The 17958-nt window shown below is 40.3% G+C and carries 17 protein-coding genes; 1 reads left to right on the top strand and 16 read right to left on the bottom strand.

Annotated elements, in window-relative coordinates; genetic code table 11:
* Positions 1-16: 16 nt before the first annotated feature.
* A complete protein-coding gene (locus tag I6F44_RS03505) occupies positions 17-1264 on the bottom strand; it encodes a glutamate-5-semialdehyde dehydrogenase (protein WP_007586417.1) in 1248 nt (415 codons plus the stop codon).
* Complete coding sequence (gene proB, locus I6F44_RS03510; RefSeq protein WP_010554355.1) at positions 1261-2367, bottom strand: glutamate 5-kinase; 1107 nt, start codon at positions 2365-2367, stop codon at positions 1261-1263. Before proB ends, I6F44_RS03505 begins: the two co-directional genes overlap by 4 nt.
* Positions 2368-3237: 870 nt before the next feature.
* Between proB and I6F44_RS03515 the strand changes: the two genes are divergently transcribed.
* Positions 3238-5085 (top strand): cation:proton antiporter, encoded by a 1848-nt coding sequence (locus I6F44_RS03515; protein WP_007586413.1) that lies wholly within the window; start codon positions 3238-3240, stop codon positions 5083-5085.
* A 70-nt stretch (positions 5086-5155) separates the two neighbouring features.
* Here the strand turns inward: I6F44_RS03515 and I6F44_RS03520 are convergent, their stop codons facing one another.
* From I6F44_RS03520 to rpsC, 14 genes are all read right to left on the bottom strand, one after another.
* Positions 5156-5794 (bottom strand): tetratricopeptide repeat protein, encoded by a 639-nt coding sequence (locus I6F44_RS03520; protein ID WP_007586412.1) that lies wholly within the window; start codon positions 5792-5794, stop codon positions 5156-5158.
* Between the two features lie 111 nt (positions 5795-5905).
* Entirely contained in the window at positions 5906-7219 is a 1314-nt protein-coding gene (locus I6F44_RS03525) for an adenylosuccinate synthase (RefSeq protein WP_010554354.1), read from the bottom strand.
* 214 nt (positions 7220-7433) lie between these two features.
* Positions 7434-8312, bottom strand: a complete 879-nt coding sequence (gene hflC / locus I6F44_RS03530) for a protease modulator HflC (protein ID WP_010554353.1) — start codon at positions 8310-8312, stop codon at positions 7434-7436.
* A 5-nt stretch (positions 8313-8317) separates the two neighbouring features.
* The gene (hflK, locus tag I6F44_RS03535; protein ID WP_010554352.1) at positions 8318-9487 is read right to left on the bottom strand and encodes an FtsH protease activity modulator HflK; all 1170 of its coding nucleotides are present in this window, start codon (positions 9485-9487) and stop codon (positions 8318-8320) included.
* 100 nt (positions 9488-9587) lie between these two features.
* Positions 9588-10877 carry a ribosome rescue GTPase HflX gene (gene hflX, locus I6F44_RS03540; RefSeq protein ID WP_007586404.1) on the bottom strand — a complete coding sequence of 430 codons (1290 nt, stop codon included), beginning with the start codon at positions 10875-10877 and terminating at the stop codon, positions 9588-9590.
* Between the two features lie 15 nt (positions 10878-10892).
* Positions 10893-11156 (bottom strand): RNA chaperone Hfq, encoded by a 264-nt coding sequence (gene hfq / locus I6F44_RS03545; protein WP_007586402.1) that lies wholly within the window; start codon positions 11154-11156, stop codon positions 10893-10895.
* 78 nt (positions 11157-11234) lie between these two features.
* Entirely contained in the window at positions 11235-12152 is a 918-nt protein-coding gene (gene miaA / locus I6F44_RS03550; RefSeq protein ID WP_007586400.1) for a tRNA (adenosine(37)-N6)-dimethylallyltransferase MiaA, read from the bottom strand.
* A 10-nt stretch (positions 12153-12162) separates the two neighbouring features.
* Positions 12163-14010 (bottom strand): DNA mismatch repair endonuclease MutL, encoded by a 1848-nt coding sequence (mutL, locus tag I6F44_RS03555; RefSeq protein WP_197173305.1) that lies wholly within the window; start codon positions 14008-14010, stop codon positions 12163-12165.
* Between the two features lie 36 nt (positions 14011-14046).
* Positions 14047-15390, bottom strand: coding sequence for an N-acetylmuramoyl-L-alanine amidase (locus I6F44_RS03560; protein WP_024597271.1), 1344 nt, complete (start codon positions 15388-15390; stop codon positions 14047-14049).
* Between the two features lie 27 nt (positions 15391-15417).
* Positions 15418-15885 (bottom strand): tRNA (adenosine(37)-N6)-threonylcarbamoyltransferase complex ATPase subunit type 1 TsaE, encoded by a 468-nt coding sequence (gene tsaE / locus I6F44_RS03565; protein WP_007586392.1) that lies wholly within the window; start codon positions 15883-15885, stop codon positions 15418-15420.
* Positions 15886-16372: 487 nt separating this feature from the next.
* On the bottom strand, positions 16373-16630 hold the full coding sequence (gene rpsQ / locus I6F44_RS03570; RefSeq protein ID WP_002957888.1) for a 30S ribosomal protein S17: 258 nt from the start codon (positions 16628-16630) through the stop codon (positions 16373-16375).
* Positions 16630-16821 carry a 50S ribosomal protein L29 gene (gene rpmC, locus I6F44_RS03575; RefSeq protein WP_002957889.1) on the bottom strand — a complete coding sequence of 64 codons (192 nt, stop codon included), beginning with the start codon at positions 16819-16821 and terminating at the stop codon, positions 16630-16632. The genes rpsQ and rpmC overlap by 1 nt, the downstream gene beginning before the upstream one ends.
* On the bottom strand, positions 16821-17234 hold the full coding sequence (gene rplP / locus I6F44_RS03580) for a 50S ribosomal protein L16 (protein ID WP_002957890.1): 414 nt from the start codon (positions 17232-17234) through the stop codon (positions 16821-16823). The genes rpmC and rplP overlap by 1 nt, the downstream gene beginning before the upstream one ends.
* A gap of 12 nt (positions 17235-17246) precedes the next feature.
* On the bottom strand, positions 17247-17948 hold the full coding sequence (gene rpsC, locus I6F44_RS03585) for a 30S ribosomal protein S3 (RefSeq protein WP_002957891.1): 702 nt from the start codon (positions 17946-17948) through the stop codon (positions 17247-17249).
* Between the last annotated feature and the right edge of the window lie 10 nt (positions 17949-17958).

Consider the following 17958-nt stretch of genomic DNA (forward strand, 5'->3'; position numbering starts at 1 on the left):
AATTAAGCTTTAGCGGTTACTCACGAACTTGGCCTTCACCATTCACTAAGTACTTCTCAGTAGTCAGTGACTCAAGTCCCATAGGGCCGTATGCATGAAGCTTAGAAGTTGCTATACCAATCTCTGCGCCTAGACCCAGCTGTGAGCCATCAGAAAAGCGAGATGATGTATTAACCATCACTACAGAAGCATCAACACTACGCTGGAATAACTCTGCAGCGGCTGCGTTCTTAGTGCAAATTACTTCAGTGTGGTTTGAACCAAACTGTGCAATGTGTTCAACCGCTGCCGTAAAGTTTGGTACAACGCGAATAGCGATTTCTAGGTCTAGATATTCTTCACCAAATTCGTTATCGGCTAACACAGTTGCATTATCAAAGTATTTAGCTGCAAAGCTGTCAGCATTTATTTTTACACCTTCTTGGCGTAATACAACTGCGCACAGATTTAAAAACTCATCTGCAACATCTTGATGAACTACTAAGCCCTCAAGTGCATTACAAACACCGGTACGCTGCGTTTTACCGTTAAGTAGTAAGTTAAGCGCAATTTCTAGGTCTGCATCTTTATCTACATATAGATGACAAACGCCTTTGTAATGCTGAATTACTGGGATCGTACTATTTTCAGTAACAAAGTTAATTAAGCCTTCACCGCCACGTGGAATTATTAAGTCAATGCTTTCACGTTGCTGCATTAATTCCATTAATAGTGCACGATCTGGATCTGGAATCACTGAAATAAGTGATACTGGTAAGTTATGCTTTTCAAGTACGCTGTGCATTACACTTGCGATAGCTTGCGAACTTTTAAGTGCTTCTTTACCGCCACGTAAAATTACGCCATTACCTGATTTAAAACATAATGCGCCAGCGTCTGCTGTTACATTTGGGCGTGCTTCGTAAATCATACATACAACGCCAAGAGGTACGCGCATTTTACGAATTTTAATGCCATTTGGACGCTCTGTAATATCACGTAGCTGACCAACAGGATCGTCCAGGCTTACGATTACTTCAATACCTTCTGCCATTGCTTCAATACGCTCATCGTTTAGCGTTAAGCGGTCGATCATTGAGGCTGCTAAGTTATTGTCGCGTGCTGCGCTTAGGTCACTTTCGTTTTCTTTGATTATAAATGCTTTTTGCTCTCTTAATGCCGCTGCCATTTCAACTAGTACTTGATTTTTAGTCTCGGTATCGAGTAAAGCAAGTGTATGGGCAGCTTTAGCTGTCTGGCGTGAAATGTCCGTAATTAAACTCATGACTTCTCCAATAATGCGATATGTTTTTCAGATATAACTGGTCCAATTGAATCCTGCATTTTTTCGCTGAATTCACTCTGTTCGTTGTCTGCAATAAAGTTTAACAAACAGCTACTATAATTTGCGGTCGCTTTAGCTAAACGCGTACCGTCTTCACTACGTACTAAAATGGTATCACCAACAGCAAATTCACCATGGACTTCCATGATTTCATCACCGCGAATACATCCACTTTCACCTTCAAGGGATTCATCAAATGATCCATCAACAACAACTTCACCTTGCTCATTTGCTGTGTGTGTCATCCAATGTACAGAATCTTGCATCGGTTTTTCGTAAGGTAAAAATACGCTACCAGGATTTTCCCCAGCTAGCAGTTTCGTAAATGTTTCTTCTTTAAAGCCGTTTATAATATAAGTCGCGATACCATGTGACGTTGCTTTTTCTGCCGCTTCTATTTTGGTTTTCATGCCACCAGTACCAACAGCACTTGTAGCACATCCTGCCATAGCATAAATAGATTCATCAATTGATTTTATTTCAGGCAGTAACACCGCATCATCATGTAAGTTAGGGTTTTTATCATATAACCCATCAACGTCTGAGAATATTAATAAAGCATCGGCATCGGCTGCTGCTGCGACCATTGCTGATAAGTTGTCGTTATCACCCACTCTTAAGTCGTCGGTAGTTACAGCATCATTTTCATTAATGATAGGAAAAACACCATGCTCAAGCAAAGTAAACACTGTTTCGCGAATACTTTGGTAACGCTCGCGGTCACGTAAATCGCCGTGCGTTAATAATAGTTGCGCAGATGGAAAGTCAAAAAAGCGGTCCCACATGGCGATCATTTCTGTTTGGCCTGCTGCTGCCATTGCTTTTTTCATCACCACAGAGCGAGGTTTGTCTGATGGGAATAAATGCGCTCCAGCCGCTACAGAACCCGATGATACTAAAATCACCTCGATTCCACGGGCACGACAACGAACAATGAACTGTGCGATGGTTAATATGTAACGCGAACGGCAGCCATCTTGATCTGGTGCAATTAATGCACTACCTACTTTAAGTACGATACGTCGCCAATTTAACTTTTGCATAAATGCTCAACTTTCCATTTTATCTGCGCTCATCTTAATTAGACGAGCTAAAACTAAGTAGCTAGGTTTAAAACATAGCTTCGAATTTTTCTTTTCATTTAGGCAACACTTTTTTACACACACGCAAAAACCATATCTAAAACAAGAGGCTTAGATTTGAGGTTAAGTAAAAGTAGCAACAACCCAATAATATTGAGCAGCACTAATCAAAAAATTTAAAAGTGTTGTTTATGCATCGCTGTAAAAAGCTGTGTGTGGCTTTTTTATTAACAACATACATAGAGCCTCTAAAGTCTGATACACCAACAGATAGGGTGAAGACCAAAGGACCGAGATTTAACCGCCACGATGGGGGGCTAAATATTGAAAGTAATAGTTCAACTCAAACCTTTATTTACTTAAATAATTAAATAAACTTGTTTGGCAAAACCATACCAAGAATTCGGCAAATGATATTTTGTAATGCTCTAATACTAGAAACATCACTAACACATGATTATAAAGATTAAAAATGACGTTAAGATTAACAAGCCTGATTTATCTTCAATAAACTTCGTTAGATGACTAATTATTAGAACACGAAGTATAATACACCAAATACCCCTTTAAAATCAAGGTTAAAATTCGAACTAAGTTAATACGAAACACTCATACCCTTTATATTGTTATTAAAATTCAATAAATTAAACAATTAATACACTTTAAAATAAGGTGGCTAAGTTCTCGCTAAATAATTTAAGCCTACTAATCTTTTATAAGCAGCTAAAATTGATTAGTAATATTTCAGTTTCCGGTGTATACCCCTGTATTAATAATTAACAAAAGTTATACTTTCTAAACATATCGTCATAAATAAGGAATTCTTAATCTATGTCAGCAATTTACATAGCCGGTATCGCACTTTGCTCTGTGCTTGCCCAATGGGTCGCGTGGGCTTTTAGAGTACCCGCTATTCTTTTTTTATTGCTTACTGGTCTTTTACTTGGACCATTTAGTGGTGTTTTAGACCCTGATGCACTTTTAGGTGATTTACTGTTTCCAGTAGTATCACTAAGCGTTGCCATCATTTTATTTGAAGGTTCCTTAACTCTGCATTTCAGAGAATTAAAAGGGATAGGAAAAGTTGTAAGGAATCTCTGCTCAATCGGTATGCTTACTACCTGCATTATTATTAGCCTAAGCGCCTACTGGTTGCTTGAGCTTAACTGGCGTGTTGCTGCGGTACTAGGCGCAGTACTCGTTGTTACTGGCCCTACCGTTATAGCACCGCTATTAAACTCAATGCGTCCAACACAAGACATAGACCGCATACTTCGCTGGGAAGGTATTGTAATAGACCCAATTGGCGCATTATTTGCTGTATTGGTATTTGAAGCTGTAATGCTTGTAGGCCAAGGCGAAGTATTTAGTCATACTATTATTGCTTTAGTTAAAACCCTGGGTGTTGGTTTAAGTATTGGTGTTGCTGCAGGTTGGCTAACAACCCTATTAATGCGTCGCGAGTGGCTGCCATTTGAATTACATAAGTTTGGAATTTTAGCACTAGTCCTTATTAGTTTTTCTGTATCAAATTATTTAAGCCATGAATCAGGCTTATTAGCAGTAACTGTATTTGGTATTTGGCTTGCGAACCAAGACGATTTAGAAATAGATTCTGTACTTGAGTTTAAAGAAGACTTGTCGATGATATTAATATCAACGCTGTTCATTTTACTTGCAGCACGTTTACAGCTTTCTGATTTGATGATGCTCGACAGCGATGTATTTATATTTTTAGCTATTGTGCTTTTTGTTGCACGCCCACTGTGTATTGCTATTTCGACCTTTGGTACTGACTTACCAATGAAGTCTCGCTTGGTACTTGCCTGGATTGCTCCACGCGGTATAGTTGCCGCAGCCGTTGGGTCAGTATTTGCACTAAGTATGATGGAAGCTGGCGTTGCTGATGCTGAAAAAATGGTGCCACTTATATTTACGGTGATCATCATTACGGTTGTGCTGCAAAGCTTAACAGCCATTCCTGTTGCCAAGCTATTAGGCGTACGCCAACCATCACCAAATACAATATTAATTATTGGTGCAAACCATGTATCGCGTGCAATTGGACGTGGCTTACAAGAGCAGAATATTCCGGTTCACCTTTCAGATCCTGCATGGGAAAACTGCAGAATGGCACGTATGGATGGCTTAGCTTGTTATTATGGTAACCCGCAATCAGAGCATGCTGAACGCTACTTACCTCTAACAACTATTCGCAGTGTCTTAGCGCTATCGCCAAACCGTCATCATAATGCGCTAGGCGTTCAATACTTTTCGCATTTACTTAATGAAAAAAATGTATTTTCGCTTCGCTCATCAACGTCGCATGCTAAAGCAAATAAAGACAGTGCAACGTTTTTATCTAGACAAATATTGTTTGGCGACGAAGGCTCATACGCACGTTTGAGCAGTATCATAGCTAAAGGCGGTAAGGTTAGTTCAACACGTATCTCGGATGAGTTTAGCTGGGAGCAATACCTAGAAATGAACCCTGAGGCTATCCCTTTGTTTATTCTTAAAGGTGATAAAGACAGCGACGACGATACGCCAATTAAGCTAAGACCGTTTACAATCAACATGGAAAAACCACCGCAAGAAGGTGAACGTGTTGTTGCATTACAGCCGCCTAAAATGTCGGTCTTAAAAGACCCGCAAACAAAGGCTAAAGAAGAAAGTTAAACACTTTTACTACCTGTAAAAACTCAAAAACCCTAACTTAAAAAGTTAGGGTTTTGTTTTTTAAGAGCCATTAAATAGGAAGGCGAGCTCGCGCAACCACACTATCTGGCATTTTTTGCGCTAACTTAGTCAGCGCTCGCTCAATTTTTTTATGAGTCGCTTTATCTGCGACCATAGAATTAAATAGCCAACGGTATGCATCTTCAAAATCACGCGGGCTGCCATAGCCATCATTAAATAATTTAACCAAACGTAGTTGTGCTTTTAAATTGCCTTGCGACGACGCTTCACGCAAATACGTAATTGCCATTGCTTTATCTTGCTGAACTAAACGCCCGGTGTCGTAGTAACGCCCTAACTGCTCTAGCGCTGCCGCTAAGCCTTGTTCAGCCGCTTTTCGCATGTAATACACACCTAACTCTACATTACGATCCACGCACACGTTATAAGCCAGCATATCGCCGTATAAAAATTGATAAGACGGCAATGCCATTTTATTGGCTCGTGCTTCTATATCTTGCACTAACTGGCAATCATCTGCCTTTACCCGCGCTAAATGCGTATTTTTATTTATTAACGCAATTAGCTCAGATTCTGTATACAGCGGTACAGCAGCAGGGCTTTCTGTAGCTAAGCTGTTGGTTGCTATAAATAAAGACAGCGGAATTAATGAAAGCCTTAATACGCAATTACGGTAAAATAAACGCATGCTCACCACTTATAAAAATAAACTTATTAAAATATATACAAAGATCGTTCCAAGGTGAATTTTAGATACAAAAAAAGCTGCACTAGGCAGCTTTTTTTAATCTAATGGTAATTACGCAAACGGGTTGCGAAGTACCATAGTTTCTACGCGGTCTGGACCTGTAGAAATAATATCAATTGGAACACCCGTAATTTCTTCAATACGCTTGATGTAGTCAATCGCAGCTTTTGGTAAACCGTCAAGACTCGTTACACCAACAGTGTTTTCTGACCAACCTGGCATTTCTTCGTATACTGGCGTTACTTTATCGTAACCTTCAGCTGCTAATGGTGTTACGTTAGTAACTGTGCCATCTTCAAGCTTGTAACCAATACAGATTTTAAGCGTTTCTAAGCCGTCTAAAACATCAAGCTTAGTTAAACAAAAACCTGAAATACTGTTGATTTGAACCGCACGGCGCATAGCCACTGCATCTAACCAACCAGTACGACGAAGTCGACCTGTTGTAGCGCCAAACTCATGGCCTTTATCACCTAAGTGCTTACCAACTGGATCTTGTTTCTCAAGACCGTCGTAAAGCTCTGTAGGGAAAGGACCTGAACCAACACGTGTAGTGTACGCTTTAATAATACCTAAAACGTAATCAAGGTTTAATGGACCAAAACCTGCACCAGTAGCAACGCCACCAGCTGTAGTATTTGAAGATGTTACATAAGGGTAAGTACCGTGATCGATATCAAGTAACGTACCTTGTGCACCTTCAAATAAAATGTTTTCGCCTGCTAAACGCGTTTGATCTAAAAGCTCAGTTACATCTACAACCATTGCTTTTAAGATATCAGCAACAGCCATTGCATCATCAAACGTTTTTTGGAAATCTACAGCGTCTACTTTGTAGTAGTTAACTAAAGTGAAGTTATGGTATTCAAGAACTTCTTTTAATTTAGCTGCAAATAATTCAGGATTAAATAAATCGCCTACGCGTAAACCACGGCGAGCCACTTTATCTTCGTACGCAGGACCGATACCACGGCCAGTTGTACCAATTGGCTTATCGCCACGAGCAGTTTCGCGGGCTACATCTAATGCAACATGGAAAGGCAAGATTAGCGGACATGCTTCACTTATTAAAAGACGCTCACGTACTGGTACGCCGCGTTCTTCAAGCATGCCAATTTCTCTCATTAGCGCTTCTGGTGATAAAACTACACCATTACCAATCACACATTTAACATTGTCACGTAATACACCCGATGGAATAAGGTGTAGAACCGTCTTTTCACCTTCGATAACTAAAGTATGACCCGCATTGTGGCCACCTTGATAACGAACTACTAAAGATGCTTTGTCTGTAAGGAGATCAACTACCTTACCCTTTCCTTCGTCACCCCATTGGGTGCCTAATACAACAACGTTTTTACCCATCGTAAATTCACTTAGAGAAAATTAGGACGAGATTTTACCAGAAAACTAAAGTAAAGATCACCCCTGTTCAGCTTATTTTTTCTGCGCGCATTTGTTATATCCAAATATTAGCTAATAACCACATAAATAACAGTGATTTAAAGCACTAGACTGTGTTTAACAAAAAGCCCCGCAAATGCGAGGCTTTTTAACTTCTAAATAATTAACGTAAAGCCTATTGAGCTTTAGCGCCTTTCATATATTGGAAGAAGTCGCTATCTGGTGAAAGCACCATAACGTCTTGCTTATTTTTAAAAGTCTTTTTGTAAGCCTCAAGCGAACGCACAAAACTAAAGAACTCAGGGTCTTTGTTATACGCGCTTGCATAGATGCCTGCGGCATCAGCATCGCCTTGACCACGTACAGAACGCGCATTACGCTCTGCATCGGCAAGCATTACTGTTACACGACGGTCAACACCCGCACGAATAGTCTCGGCTTTTTCCTGACCTTCAGAACGATGCTCTTTTGCAACAGCAGTACGCTCAGCGCGCATACGTTGGTAAATAGAGCTACTCACTTCTTGTGGTAGGTTAATTTGCTTAACACGTACGTCTAGCACCTCAATACCAAGCTCACGTGCACTTTCAGAAGCTTGTACTAACGCTTCTTCCATCAACTCGCTACGCTCACCCGATACAATTTCGCGAATTGTACGTGTACCAAAGTTTGTACGAAGACCATTATTTACTTTTTGTTTAAGTAGCGTTTCAGCATATTGCTTATCGCCACGGGCACGTAAGTAAAAAGCGCTAAAGTCATTAACACGCCATTTTACAAACGAATCAACAATTAAGTCTTTTTTCTCACTAGTAACAAAGCGATCCGGCGCACCATCTAGCGTTTGAATACGTGCATCAATGCGACGTACTTGGCTAAAAAATGGCACCTTAAATTGTAGGCCTGGGCCATATACAATCGCTTGATCGTCGCTGTCTTTTTGTACTTTACTAAATAACATTACAATTGCTTTTTGCCCTTCAGGTACAACAAATACCGATGAGAAAGACATAACAATGGCAGCTAATAGTATTACTAAACTAAAGTTTTTCATTATGATTATCTCCCATCATTGAAGCGGTCATTGTTAAAGCGGTCATTACCACTATTAACAGAGCTATTGCGCGACGTATTTACTTTATTGCGTAAATCTTGAATATCACTAGAGCTTGGAAGTGCAACACGTGTTGCTGTCCCTTGCTTATCCATGATCTTATCAAGTGGTAAATAAAGCATGTTATTACCGCCTTTAACATCAACCAATATTTTAGAACTACTCCCTAACACTTCTTCCATTGCATCAATGTATAAGCGCTCACGAGTAACTTCTTTAGCTGCTTGATATTCAGGTAATAGCTTTTCAAAACGAGCTACTTCACCTTGTGCTTCTAATGTAATACGCTCTTGGTAACCTTCCGCTTCTTGAGTCATACGCGTTACTTGACCACGAGCACGCGGTTCAATTTCACGAGCATATGCTTCTGCTTCACGAATGAAACGTTCTTCATCTTCTTGTGCAGCAATCGCATCATCAAATGCATCTTTAACTTCAGTTGGCGGACGAGAGTCTTTAAAGTTCACGTCAGTAACAATTAAACCTAAGTTATATGGTTCGATAATCTTATTAAGCTCATCCCATGTATTTTGACGAACAACCTCACGGCCATTAGTTAATACTTGGTCCATTTTTGCATGGCCCACAACGTAACGTAGTGCACTATCTAGTGCTTCTTCTAAGCTACTATCAGCGTTAGTTACGCTAAATTCATAAAGGTATGGGTCAATAACACGGTATTGCACCTGAAACTCAACGCTCACTACGTTTTCGTCTTCAGTAAGCATAAAACCAGAAGCCGATAATGAACGAACTGCTTCAATATCTACTGGGATTACCGTTTCAATAAACGTCATTTTCCAACGCAGACCAGGATCAGCAATTCGGTCATATTTACCAAATTGAAGAACCACACCACGCTCGGCTTCTTTAACCGTATAAATACCACTTAACGCCCATACAATAACGGCGATAATAAGTATAAATGAAATACCGGCTCCGCCAAGTCCACCGCCGCTACCATTGCCGGATTTTTTCCCGCCAAATAAGCCGCCGAACTTGTTACTAAACTTGCGGAACACCTCGTCTAAATCAGGTGGGCCTTGATCACGTCCGCCTTTATTATTCCACGGATCTTTGTCATTGCCATTATTACCCGGTTCATTCCAGGCCATAGCTATACTCCATTGTTATCTAAATAAATTAGGAAATTGTGTTAAATCTAACAAATCTACCGCGTTTCTCATACAAAAACCGACATTAAAACGTCAATTTTTAATTACGGTTGATAAAACCAGCAATTTCAGGACCAAATTCTTTAATTAAACGATTCCACTCAACCATTGGCATTCTAACATCTAACAGCCAATTACCTTGCTCATCAAAGCGTTCTTCATGTACTGCATTTAAACTAAACAATGCAGCCCTTAGGCGACCATACAATGGCGTAAGAAATAATGTTTCGTTAAACATCTTCTTAGCAAGCAGTTCACTAATAGCCTCACTAAGTAATTCACACCCTTCACCAGTCTGAGCGCTAAGCCATACTCTTATAGGTTGGCCTTCGTCATCTCGATCAATACGTGGGCTTACGTTATCCAGCGCATCAATTTTATTATAAATTAATAGCTGTGGTACTTCATCGGCTTCAATTTCTTTAAGCACCGATTGTACTTGTTCAATATTTTCTTGAAGACGAGAGTCTGCTGCGTCAATTACATGTAACTGTAAATCAGCTTCACGAGTTTCAGTTAGCGTTGCTTTAAAAGCAGCAACTAAGTCGTGCGGTAAATGACGAATAAAGCCCACTGTATCAGCTAAGATAACAGGACCAACATCACCTAATTCAAGCTTACGTAGAGTCGGGTCAAGCGTTGCAAACAACTGATCGGCCGCGTATACATCTGAATTCGTAATTCGATTAAATAATGTAGATTTACCCGCATTGGTATAGCCAACTAACGATACCGTAGGTATTTCGTTACGAGTACGAGCTCGCCTACCTTGTTCGCGTTGCACTGCTACTTTAGCTAAACGCGCACGGATATTTTGAATTCGGGCACGAAGTAATCGTCTATCTGTTTCAAGTTGGGTTTCACCAGGTCCACGTAAACCAATCCCGCCTTTTTGGCGTTCAAGATGGGTCCAGCCCCGAATTAATCGAGTCGACATATGGCGAAGTTGTGCCAATTCAACCTGCAGCTTACCCTCATGGGTACGTGCACGTTGGGCAAAAATATCAAGAATTAGCGTCGTTCTATCAAGCACACGACACTGACAAACACGCTCTAAATTACGCTCTTGTGACGGCCTGAGTTGATGATTGAAAATTACGACATCTGCATTGTGGATTTTGACAATCTCAGCTATTTCTTCTGCTTTACCGGTACCGACGAATAGTTTCGGATGTGGTGCTTGACGGCTGCCTTGCACAACCGCCAAACTACTAACACCAGCAGAAGATACCAACATTTCTAATTCATGAAGATCTTCACGATCCCCTTCTTTAGGTAAGTCGATATGAACTAAAATTGCCTGTTCGCCGGATTCATAGCGGTCAAACAAACATTATGCTCCTAATTAAAAGTTACCAGCTTCTGGTTCTTCAGTGTCTTCACTCCCTTGAACTGCTTGGAAGTTAACTGCGCGAGCAGGGACAACTGTTGAAATTGCATGCTTATAAACCATTTGATTTACGGTGTTCTCTAGTAAAATAACAAATTGGTCAAATGACTGAATTTTGCCTTGTAATTTTATGCCATTTACCAAAAAGATTGATACTGGAATGCGCTCACGTCGTAGTGCATTCAAAAATGGGTCTTGTAACGATTGGCCTTTTGCCATGTTATTGTTCCTTCGTTCTAGGTGTTATTATAATTAAGTGGCTGAACTTATTTGATAAAAAACAATATTCAACTACTACTAGCTTAGCGAACTTACTACACGATGCAAGTTTTCTTCGTCACCCGTTGTTAACCAAGTAACATCAGGCCAGCTACGAAGCCACGTTAACTGACGTTTTGCCAATTGACGTGTTGCTGCGATGCCACGAAAAACCATTTCATCATGGCTTGTTTCACCCGCAAGGTAATCCCACATTTGTCTATAACCAACACAACGAATAGAAGGCATATTGGGGTGTAAATCCTTACGTAGATATAGGGTCGAAACTTCATTTTCAAACCCCTGATCAATCATTATTTTAAACCTTTCTTCAATTCGGCGATGTAATTCGCTACGTTCTTGCGGTGCAATCGCAAATTGATGAAAAGTATAAGGTAAAGCCGGCTGTTTTTGCTTTTGCAACTCAGTCATGGTCTTACCAGTTAACCTGTAAACCTCTAAAGCTCGGTTAATCCTTTGTGAGTCATTCTCACTTATTTTTTCGGCTGCTTTTGGGTCAACTTTAACTAATTCTTTATATAAATGAGGCCAGCCAAATTCTTTAGCTTGTGCTTCTAGCTCTGATCTTATTACTGTATCTGCTTCAGGCAAAGGCGATAAACCATCAATTAAAGATTTAAAGTACAACATTGTACCTCCAACCAATACAGGCACTTTACCTTGTCTATGAAATTCGTCAATTTTTTGTACTGCATCGCGCCTAAAATCAGCAACTGAATATGTTTCACTCGGGTCAAGTAAGTCGATCAGATGATGCGGAGCTTTAGCAAGTTCTTCTGCATCGGGTTTTGCAGTACCAATGTTCATATCTTTATACACTAACGCTGAATCAACGCTGATTATTTCTGTATTTAAATGCTCGCACAGTGAGATTGCCAATGCTGTTTTACCAGCAGCAGTTGGACCCATTAAAAATATGACTGGTAAATTACTCAACACTGATACCTTAATCTAATTGCATTAAATAGTGATTTAGCTCTATTTTAACTGCTTTTTCGCGTAAGCGTTCAATAGTTTGCGGATTATTTTGTAAGCGCATTTGTTGCGCTAAAAACACATTGCTTAAATAAAACCGGGGAGGTACACATTTTATCTGCCACTCTAACCAATTCTCTATATTTTCAAGCCCTGCTTTACACCCATCAAGTAGCTCACCTATCGCTGTACTTACATCAAGTAAATATAAGCACGCTGGCAATTTTTTAACCATTACAAACTGTTTTTCTATTACGAGTTCAAAACCAAGTAAAGTAAACCACGATTGCTGAGCTTCTATAAGTAAGCAATCTTCTTTTGATAAGTTTACTCTTACGGGCAGCAAAAGAGCTTTCCCTTCTAAACTTCCGGACTCTTTAATTTGATTATGCCAATCATCTACCAATGCATATTTGAAATGTGAGCAATACAATTGCTGCTCAACACTAAATACACACGCACCTTCATTAACACTGATGATTGAAACTGTCTTTAAAACATTATGCGCAGACTCTAACTGGTGTTGTGCTACGGGTATGTTTGCTACATTATCAAAATGCGCAGCGTGTTGCTCACTCACACCTTGATAAAACGCGTTTACATCATGATGGCTCGTACTTGGTGTAGCACGGTATGCCCCGCCACCGCCAACACTTCTAGTACCTGATGCTGAACTACCAGCACTTCCAGAGTAAGAGGGCTGTAATTGCGATTTAGGGTAATCAAATACTCCATCCGCTTTTATATCATTAGAACTACTATGCGCTGACCCCATAAACACAGGCGCAGATTCCACCTCAGAGCTAAGCGGTTCATTCGTAAACTCACCTTGCAGCGGCACTACCACTTGCTTAATAGCCTGTAATATAAAGTCATGAATTAAGCGCCCTTGATGGAAACGGACTTCATGCTTAGCTGGATGAACATTTACATCAACCTGCCGAGGGTCTATATCAATATAAATGACAAAACCGGGTAATTCTTGTGTTCCGCTTACTTCTTCAAATGCCTGGCGTATAGCATGCAGAATAAGTTTATCGCGCATCATACGATTATTAACATAAGTATACTGAGTCGTATTAGCTGAACCTACAGGTAGCACCCAACCATGCAGCTGTAAGCCACCCTCTCCTGATTGAATATGCAAACCTTGCTCAGCAAAAGCCTTACCTGCAACTTGCGCTACACGTGTAATAGCCTGAGAGGGATCTGTCTTTGCACGATACTGCCTTACTACTTTTTCGTTGTGAGTTAGTGTAATAGAGACATCAAAGCGACTAAGCGCAATACGCTTTATCAACTCATCAATATGGCTAAATTCCGTTTTTTCGGTACGCAAGAATTTACGACGAGCTGGGGTGTTAAAAAATAAATCTTTTACTTCAATGGTTGTGCCATCAGGGTGCGCTACTGGCTTTACTTGCACGGCCATATCGCGACCTTCTGCAAATGCTTGCCAAGCAGCTTCTTGATCTTTTGGTTTTGAGCTCAGCGTTAAACGCGATACAGAGCTAATTGACGCAAGCGCTTCTCCCCTAAAACCAAGTGAACAAATATTTTCAAGGTCATCTAGAGATTTTAATTTACTCGTAGCGTGACGAGAAAGCGCGAGCGTTAGCTCATCTTTACTTATCCCTGAACCGTTATCACGTATACGAATAAGCTTATGACCGCCACGCTCTATATCTATCTGAATACGTGTAGCGCCAGCATCTAAACTGTTTTCGACTAGCTCTTTTACTACCGACGCTGGGCGCTCAACCACTTCGCCTGCGGCAATTTGGTTAGCTAAACGCGCGGGTAATATTTCAATATTCATGAGATTTCCTAGCAAGCATTGCGCTAATAATAATGACTAACTTTGTGGTATATCGAGCTCTTGCCCAATAAACAAAGTATTAGAGCTAAGCTTATTAACTTGTTTTAATTCAGTGACTGTAATGCCATAGCGACTCGCCAACATACTTAAAGATTCACCCGGGCGTACCTTGTGCTTTGTTGGATATTGCGACTTTAATTTAGCAAATAAAGAGTCATCAGGTGGATTTTTTAAATAGTAATTTTTAATTGAAGTAAATATAGCTTTAGCCAAACGCTCTTGATGGTTAGCACTTTTAAGCAGCTTTTCTTCTCGTGGGTTAGATATAAACCCTGTTTCTACTAAAATTGATGGGATATCTGGTGATTTAAGTACAGCAAGACTCGCATGTTGGGGATCTTTCTTATGCAACTTAGCAACTTTACGTAGCTCTTTAACCACTTCGTCAGCTACGTTTAAGCCGGTTTTCATAGAGTGATCCATCGACATATCAAGTAATGCTTGCGCTAAGTATTTTTCGTTAGCGGCATCTTTCATTACATCCGCAGCGCCACCTAAAAGCTCAGAGTGCTTTTCTTTATCTTCTATCCATTTACCTATCTCTGAATTAGCACGCCTTAACGACAACACCCAAACAGAGGCACCATTTGGTCCCGGGCTCGTAAATGCATCAGCATGAATAGAGACAAAAAAGTCGGCCTTTTTTTCACGAGCACGATTGGTTCGCGTATTAAGTTTTACAAAGTAGTCACCGCTTCGTACCATGCGCGAAATCATCCCACGTTCGCCATCAATCATGCGCTCTAAACGTTTTGCAATTTGCAGTGTTACTGTTTTTTCGTACGTGCCAGAGGGACCAATTGAACCTGGATCTTCGCCGCCATGACCCGCATCAATTGCAATCACAATATCGCGTTCTTGGCTTAACTGGCGGTTTTTAGCGGCTGTTTGAGCAGGAGAAACAACTGTGGCAGCTTGGCTTTTATTGTATAAATCAACAACGAGCCTGTTTTTATAAGGACCTGTAGGCGCTAAAGCAAATACAACTGGCTTTACTGGTGCGTTTAATTCAAACACTAACCGAACACTGTGCTTATTTTTAGGTTTTGAGTAGCGTAGCTTGCTCACTATTTGATGTTTTGGTGGTACACCTGGTAGTATTTTTAACTCGCTAGTGTTTTCTAAATCAATTACTAAGCGGCTTGGGTTTTTAAGCATGAAATAGCTAAAGTCAGGCTTATCATTTAAATCAAATACCACACGCGTACTGTCAGGGGATGGCCATACGCGTACACTGTTAATTGTATTTTTGGCCCACAGCGGCAAGCTTATGGTAATAACCATAAGGTAAATAAAGAGTTTAACTACACCTCGGCTCATTTGATAATTACTGCCTTAACTATATTATTATTTGTTATTTAGTTTTTCGACAATTGCTACACCACGCTCACTGGCGCTATTAATAACAATTTTACGTTCGTTACCCATATAGCTTAGAGTAATATCTAAATCAGGCACAGGAATAAATTCACCACCTTTTTCTGGCCACTCAACAACGCAAATTGCATCTGGTGAAAAATAATCGCGTATTCCCATGTATTCTAGTTCTTCAGGGTCACCTAAGCGGTATAAATCAAAATGATAAACATTTGCGCGCTCGAGTTCATAAGGTTCAACAAGTGTATACGTTGGGCTTTTAACTTTGCCTGTATGTCCAAAGCCTTGCACTACACCTCGAGTAAACGTTGTTTTACCAGCGCCTAAATCACCATGTAAATAAATAACCGCACCTTGCTCTATAATATCAGCAACGCAATTACCCATTGCGACCGTGGCTACTTCATCAGTCAAATGAAATTCAAAACTACGCGTCATTACTACCTCAAAAATTCATTCAAAAGCGCATATTTGCTAATCATACCAGAATATTAATTTAAGGCGATAAATTGAGGTTTTAGACATAAAAAAACCAGATAAGCTAATGATAGAAGTTGTGTATGGATGTCTATTTTCGATACTTTGAAACTGTATTATTGTAATAAAATAAGGTAAGTGGGTTCTCAGACTAAAAGACTGTAAAAGAAAAGTAACACCATGAATTAGATGGCCCCATGTTGGCATTAAATTAACTGAGATATGTAAGTTTATTATCTAACTTCTTCTGATTCAGTAGATGGTTCTGCTAGCAAAAAAGTAACTGGTACATGAAACTCTCACCACTCCCCAAGATAACTTTGTATTTTCAGATAAAAGACTAACCCAAATGACCCGCTCACCCTAGTTTACTGTTTACAGGTGCTTTAAATACAAAAAGCCCCAGCTAATGCCGGGGCTTTTTTACAAAACTAACTTAATTAAAAAATTAAGCTTGTTTTGGACTAGAAATAACGTCTACTAAAGTCCAAGATTTATTCTTAGAAATTGGTGCGCATTCACGGATAGTAACTACGTCACCCGCTTTTGCTGTGTTATTTTCGTCATGTACGTGTAACTTAGTCGTACGTTTAATGAATTTCCCATAGATTGGGTGCTTCACATAACGTGCGATAGCGATAGTGAAAGATTTTTCCATCTTGTCGCTGATTACACGGCCTTGAAGAGTACGAATTTTATCGCTCATTATTGACCTGCCTTCTGGTTAATAACTGTTTTTACACGCGCGATATCGCGGCGTACTGTTCTTAGCGTGTGTGTCTGAGCTAACTGACCAGTGCTAGCTTGCATGCGCATATTAAATTGCTCACGAAGTAGTCCTAGAAGTTCAGCATTAAGCTCTTCTACGCTTTTGTCTTTTAGTTCGCTAGCTTTCATCACATTACCGTCCGAGTTACGAAAGTTGTTTTGAATGGCAATTTACGAGCAGCAAGGTCGAATGCTTCACGAGCAAGCTCTTCTGAAACACCTTCCATTTCGTAAAGTACTTTACCAGGCTGAATTTCAGCAACCCAATATTCAACAGAACCTTTACCTTTACCCATACGAACTTCAAGAGGTTTTTCTGTAATCGGTTTGTCAGGGAAGACACGAATCCAGATTTTACCTTGACGTTTCACGTGACGCGTCATAGCACGACGAGCTGCTTCGATTTGACGAGCAGTCATACGGCCACGGCCAGTTGCTTTCAATCCGAAAGTACCGAAGCTTACTTTGTTACCGTTTTGCGCTAAACCGCGGTTGCGGCCTTTGTGCATTTTACGGAATTTTGTACGTTTTGGCTGTAACATTAGTCGCTACCTCTACTTAGCACTTTTCTTGGCTTTCTTTGGTGCGCGTTTAGCTGGCTTCTCTTGCTCTTGTACTAGTGGTAAACCACCAATAACTTCGCCTTTGAAGATCCAAACTTTAACACCAATGATACCATAAGTGGTTAAGGCTTCAGAAGTTGCGTAATCGATATCAGCACGAAGAGTATGTAGAGGTACACGACCTTCACGATACCATTCTGAACGTGCGATTTCAGCGCCGCCAAGACGACCGCTAACTTCAACTTTAATCCCTTTAGAACCGATGCGCATTGCATTTTGTACCGAACGCTTCATAGCGCGACGGAACATAACACGACGTTCTAGTTGAGAGGCAATGCCGTCTGCTACTAGTTGTGCATCTAGTTCTGGTTTACGTACTTCAGAGATATTAATCTGAGCAGGTACACCAGCGATTTTAGTTACCGCTTGACGTAATTTTTCTACGTCTTCGCCTTTTTTACCGATAACAACACCCGGACGAGCCGTATGAATTGTTACACGGATTGATTTTGCTGGACGCTCAATAACGATTTTAGACACAGAAGCCGTTTTCAATTCCTTAGTAAGGAATGTACGAACTTTGTGATCGCCAAAAAGCTGTGCAGAGAAATCTTTTGAACTCGCGTACCAGGTAGAAACCCAAGGTTTAGATATACCTAGGCGAATACCAGTAGGATGAACTTTTTGTCCCATTACTTATACT

This window comes from Pseudoalteromonas sp. NZS11_1 (assembly GCF_015864275.1).
Lineage (GTDB): Bacteria > Pseudomonadota > Gammaproteobacteria > Enterobacterales > Alteromonadaceae > Pseudoalteromonas > Pseudoalteromonas arctica.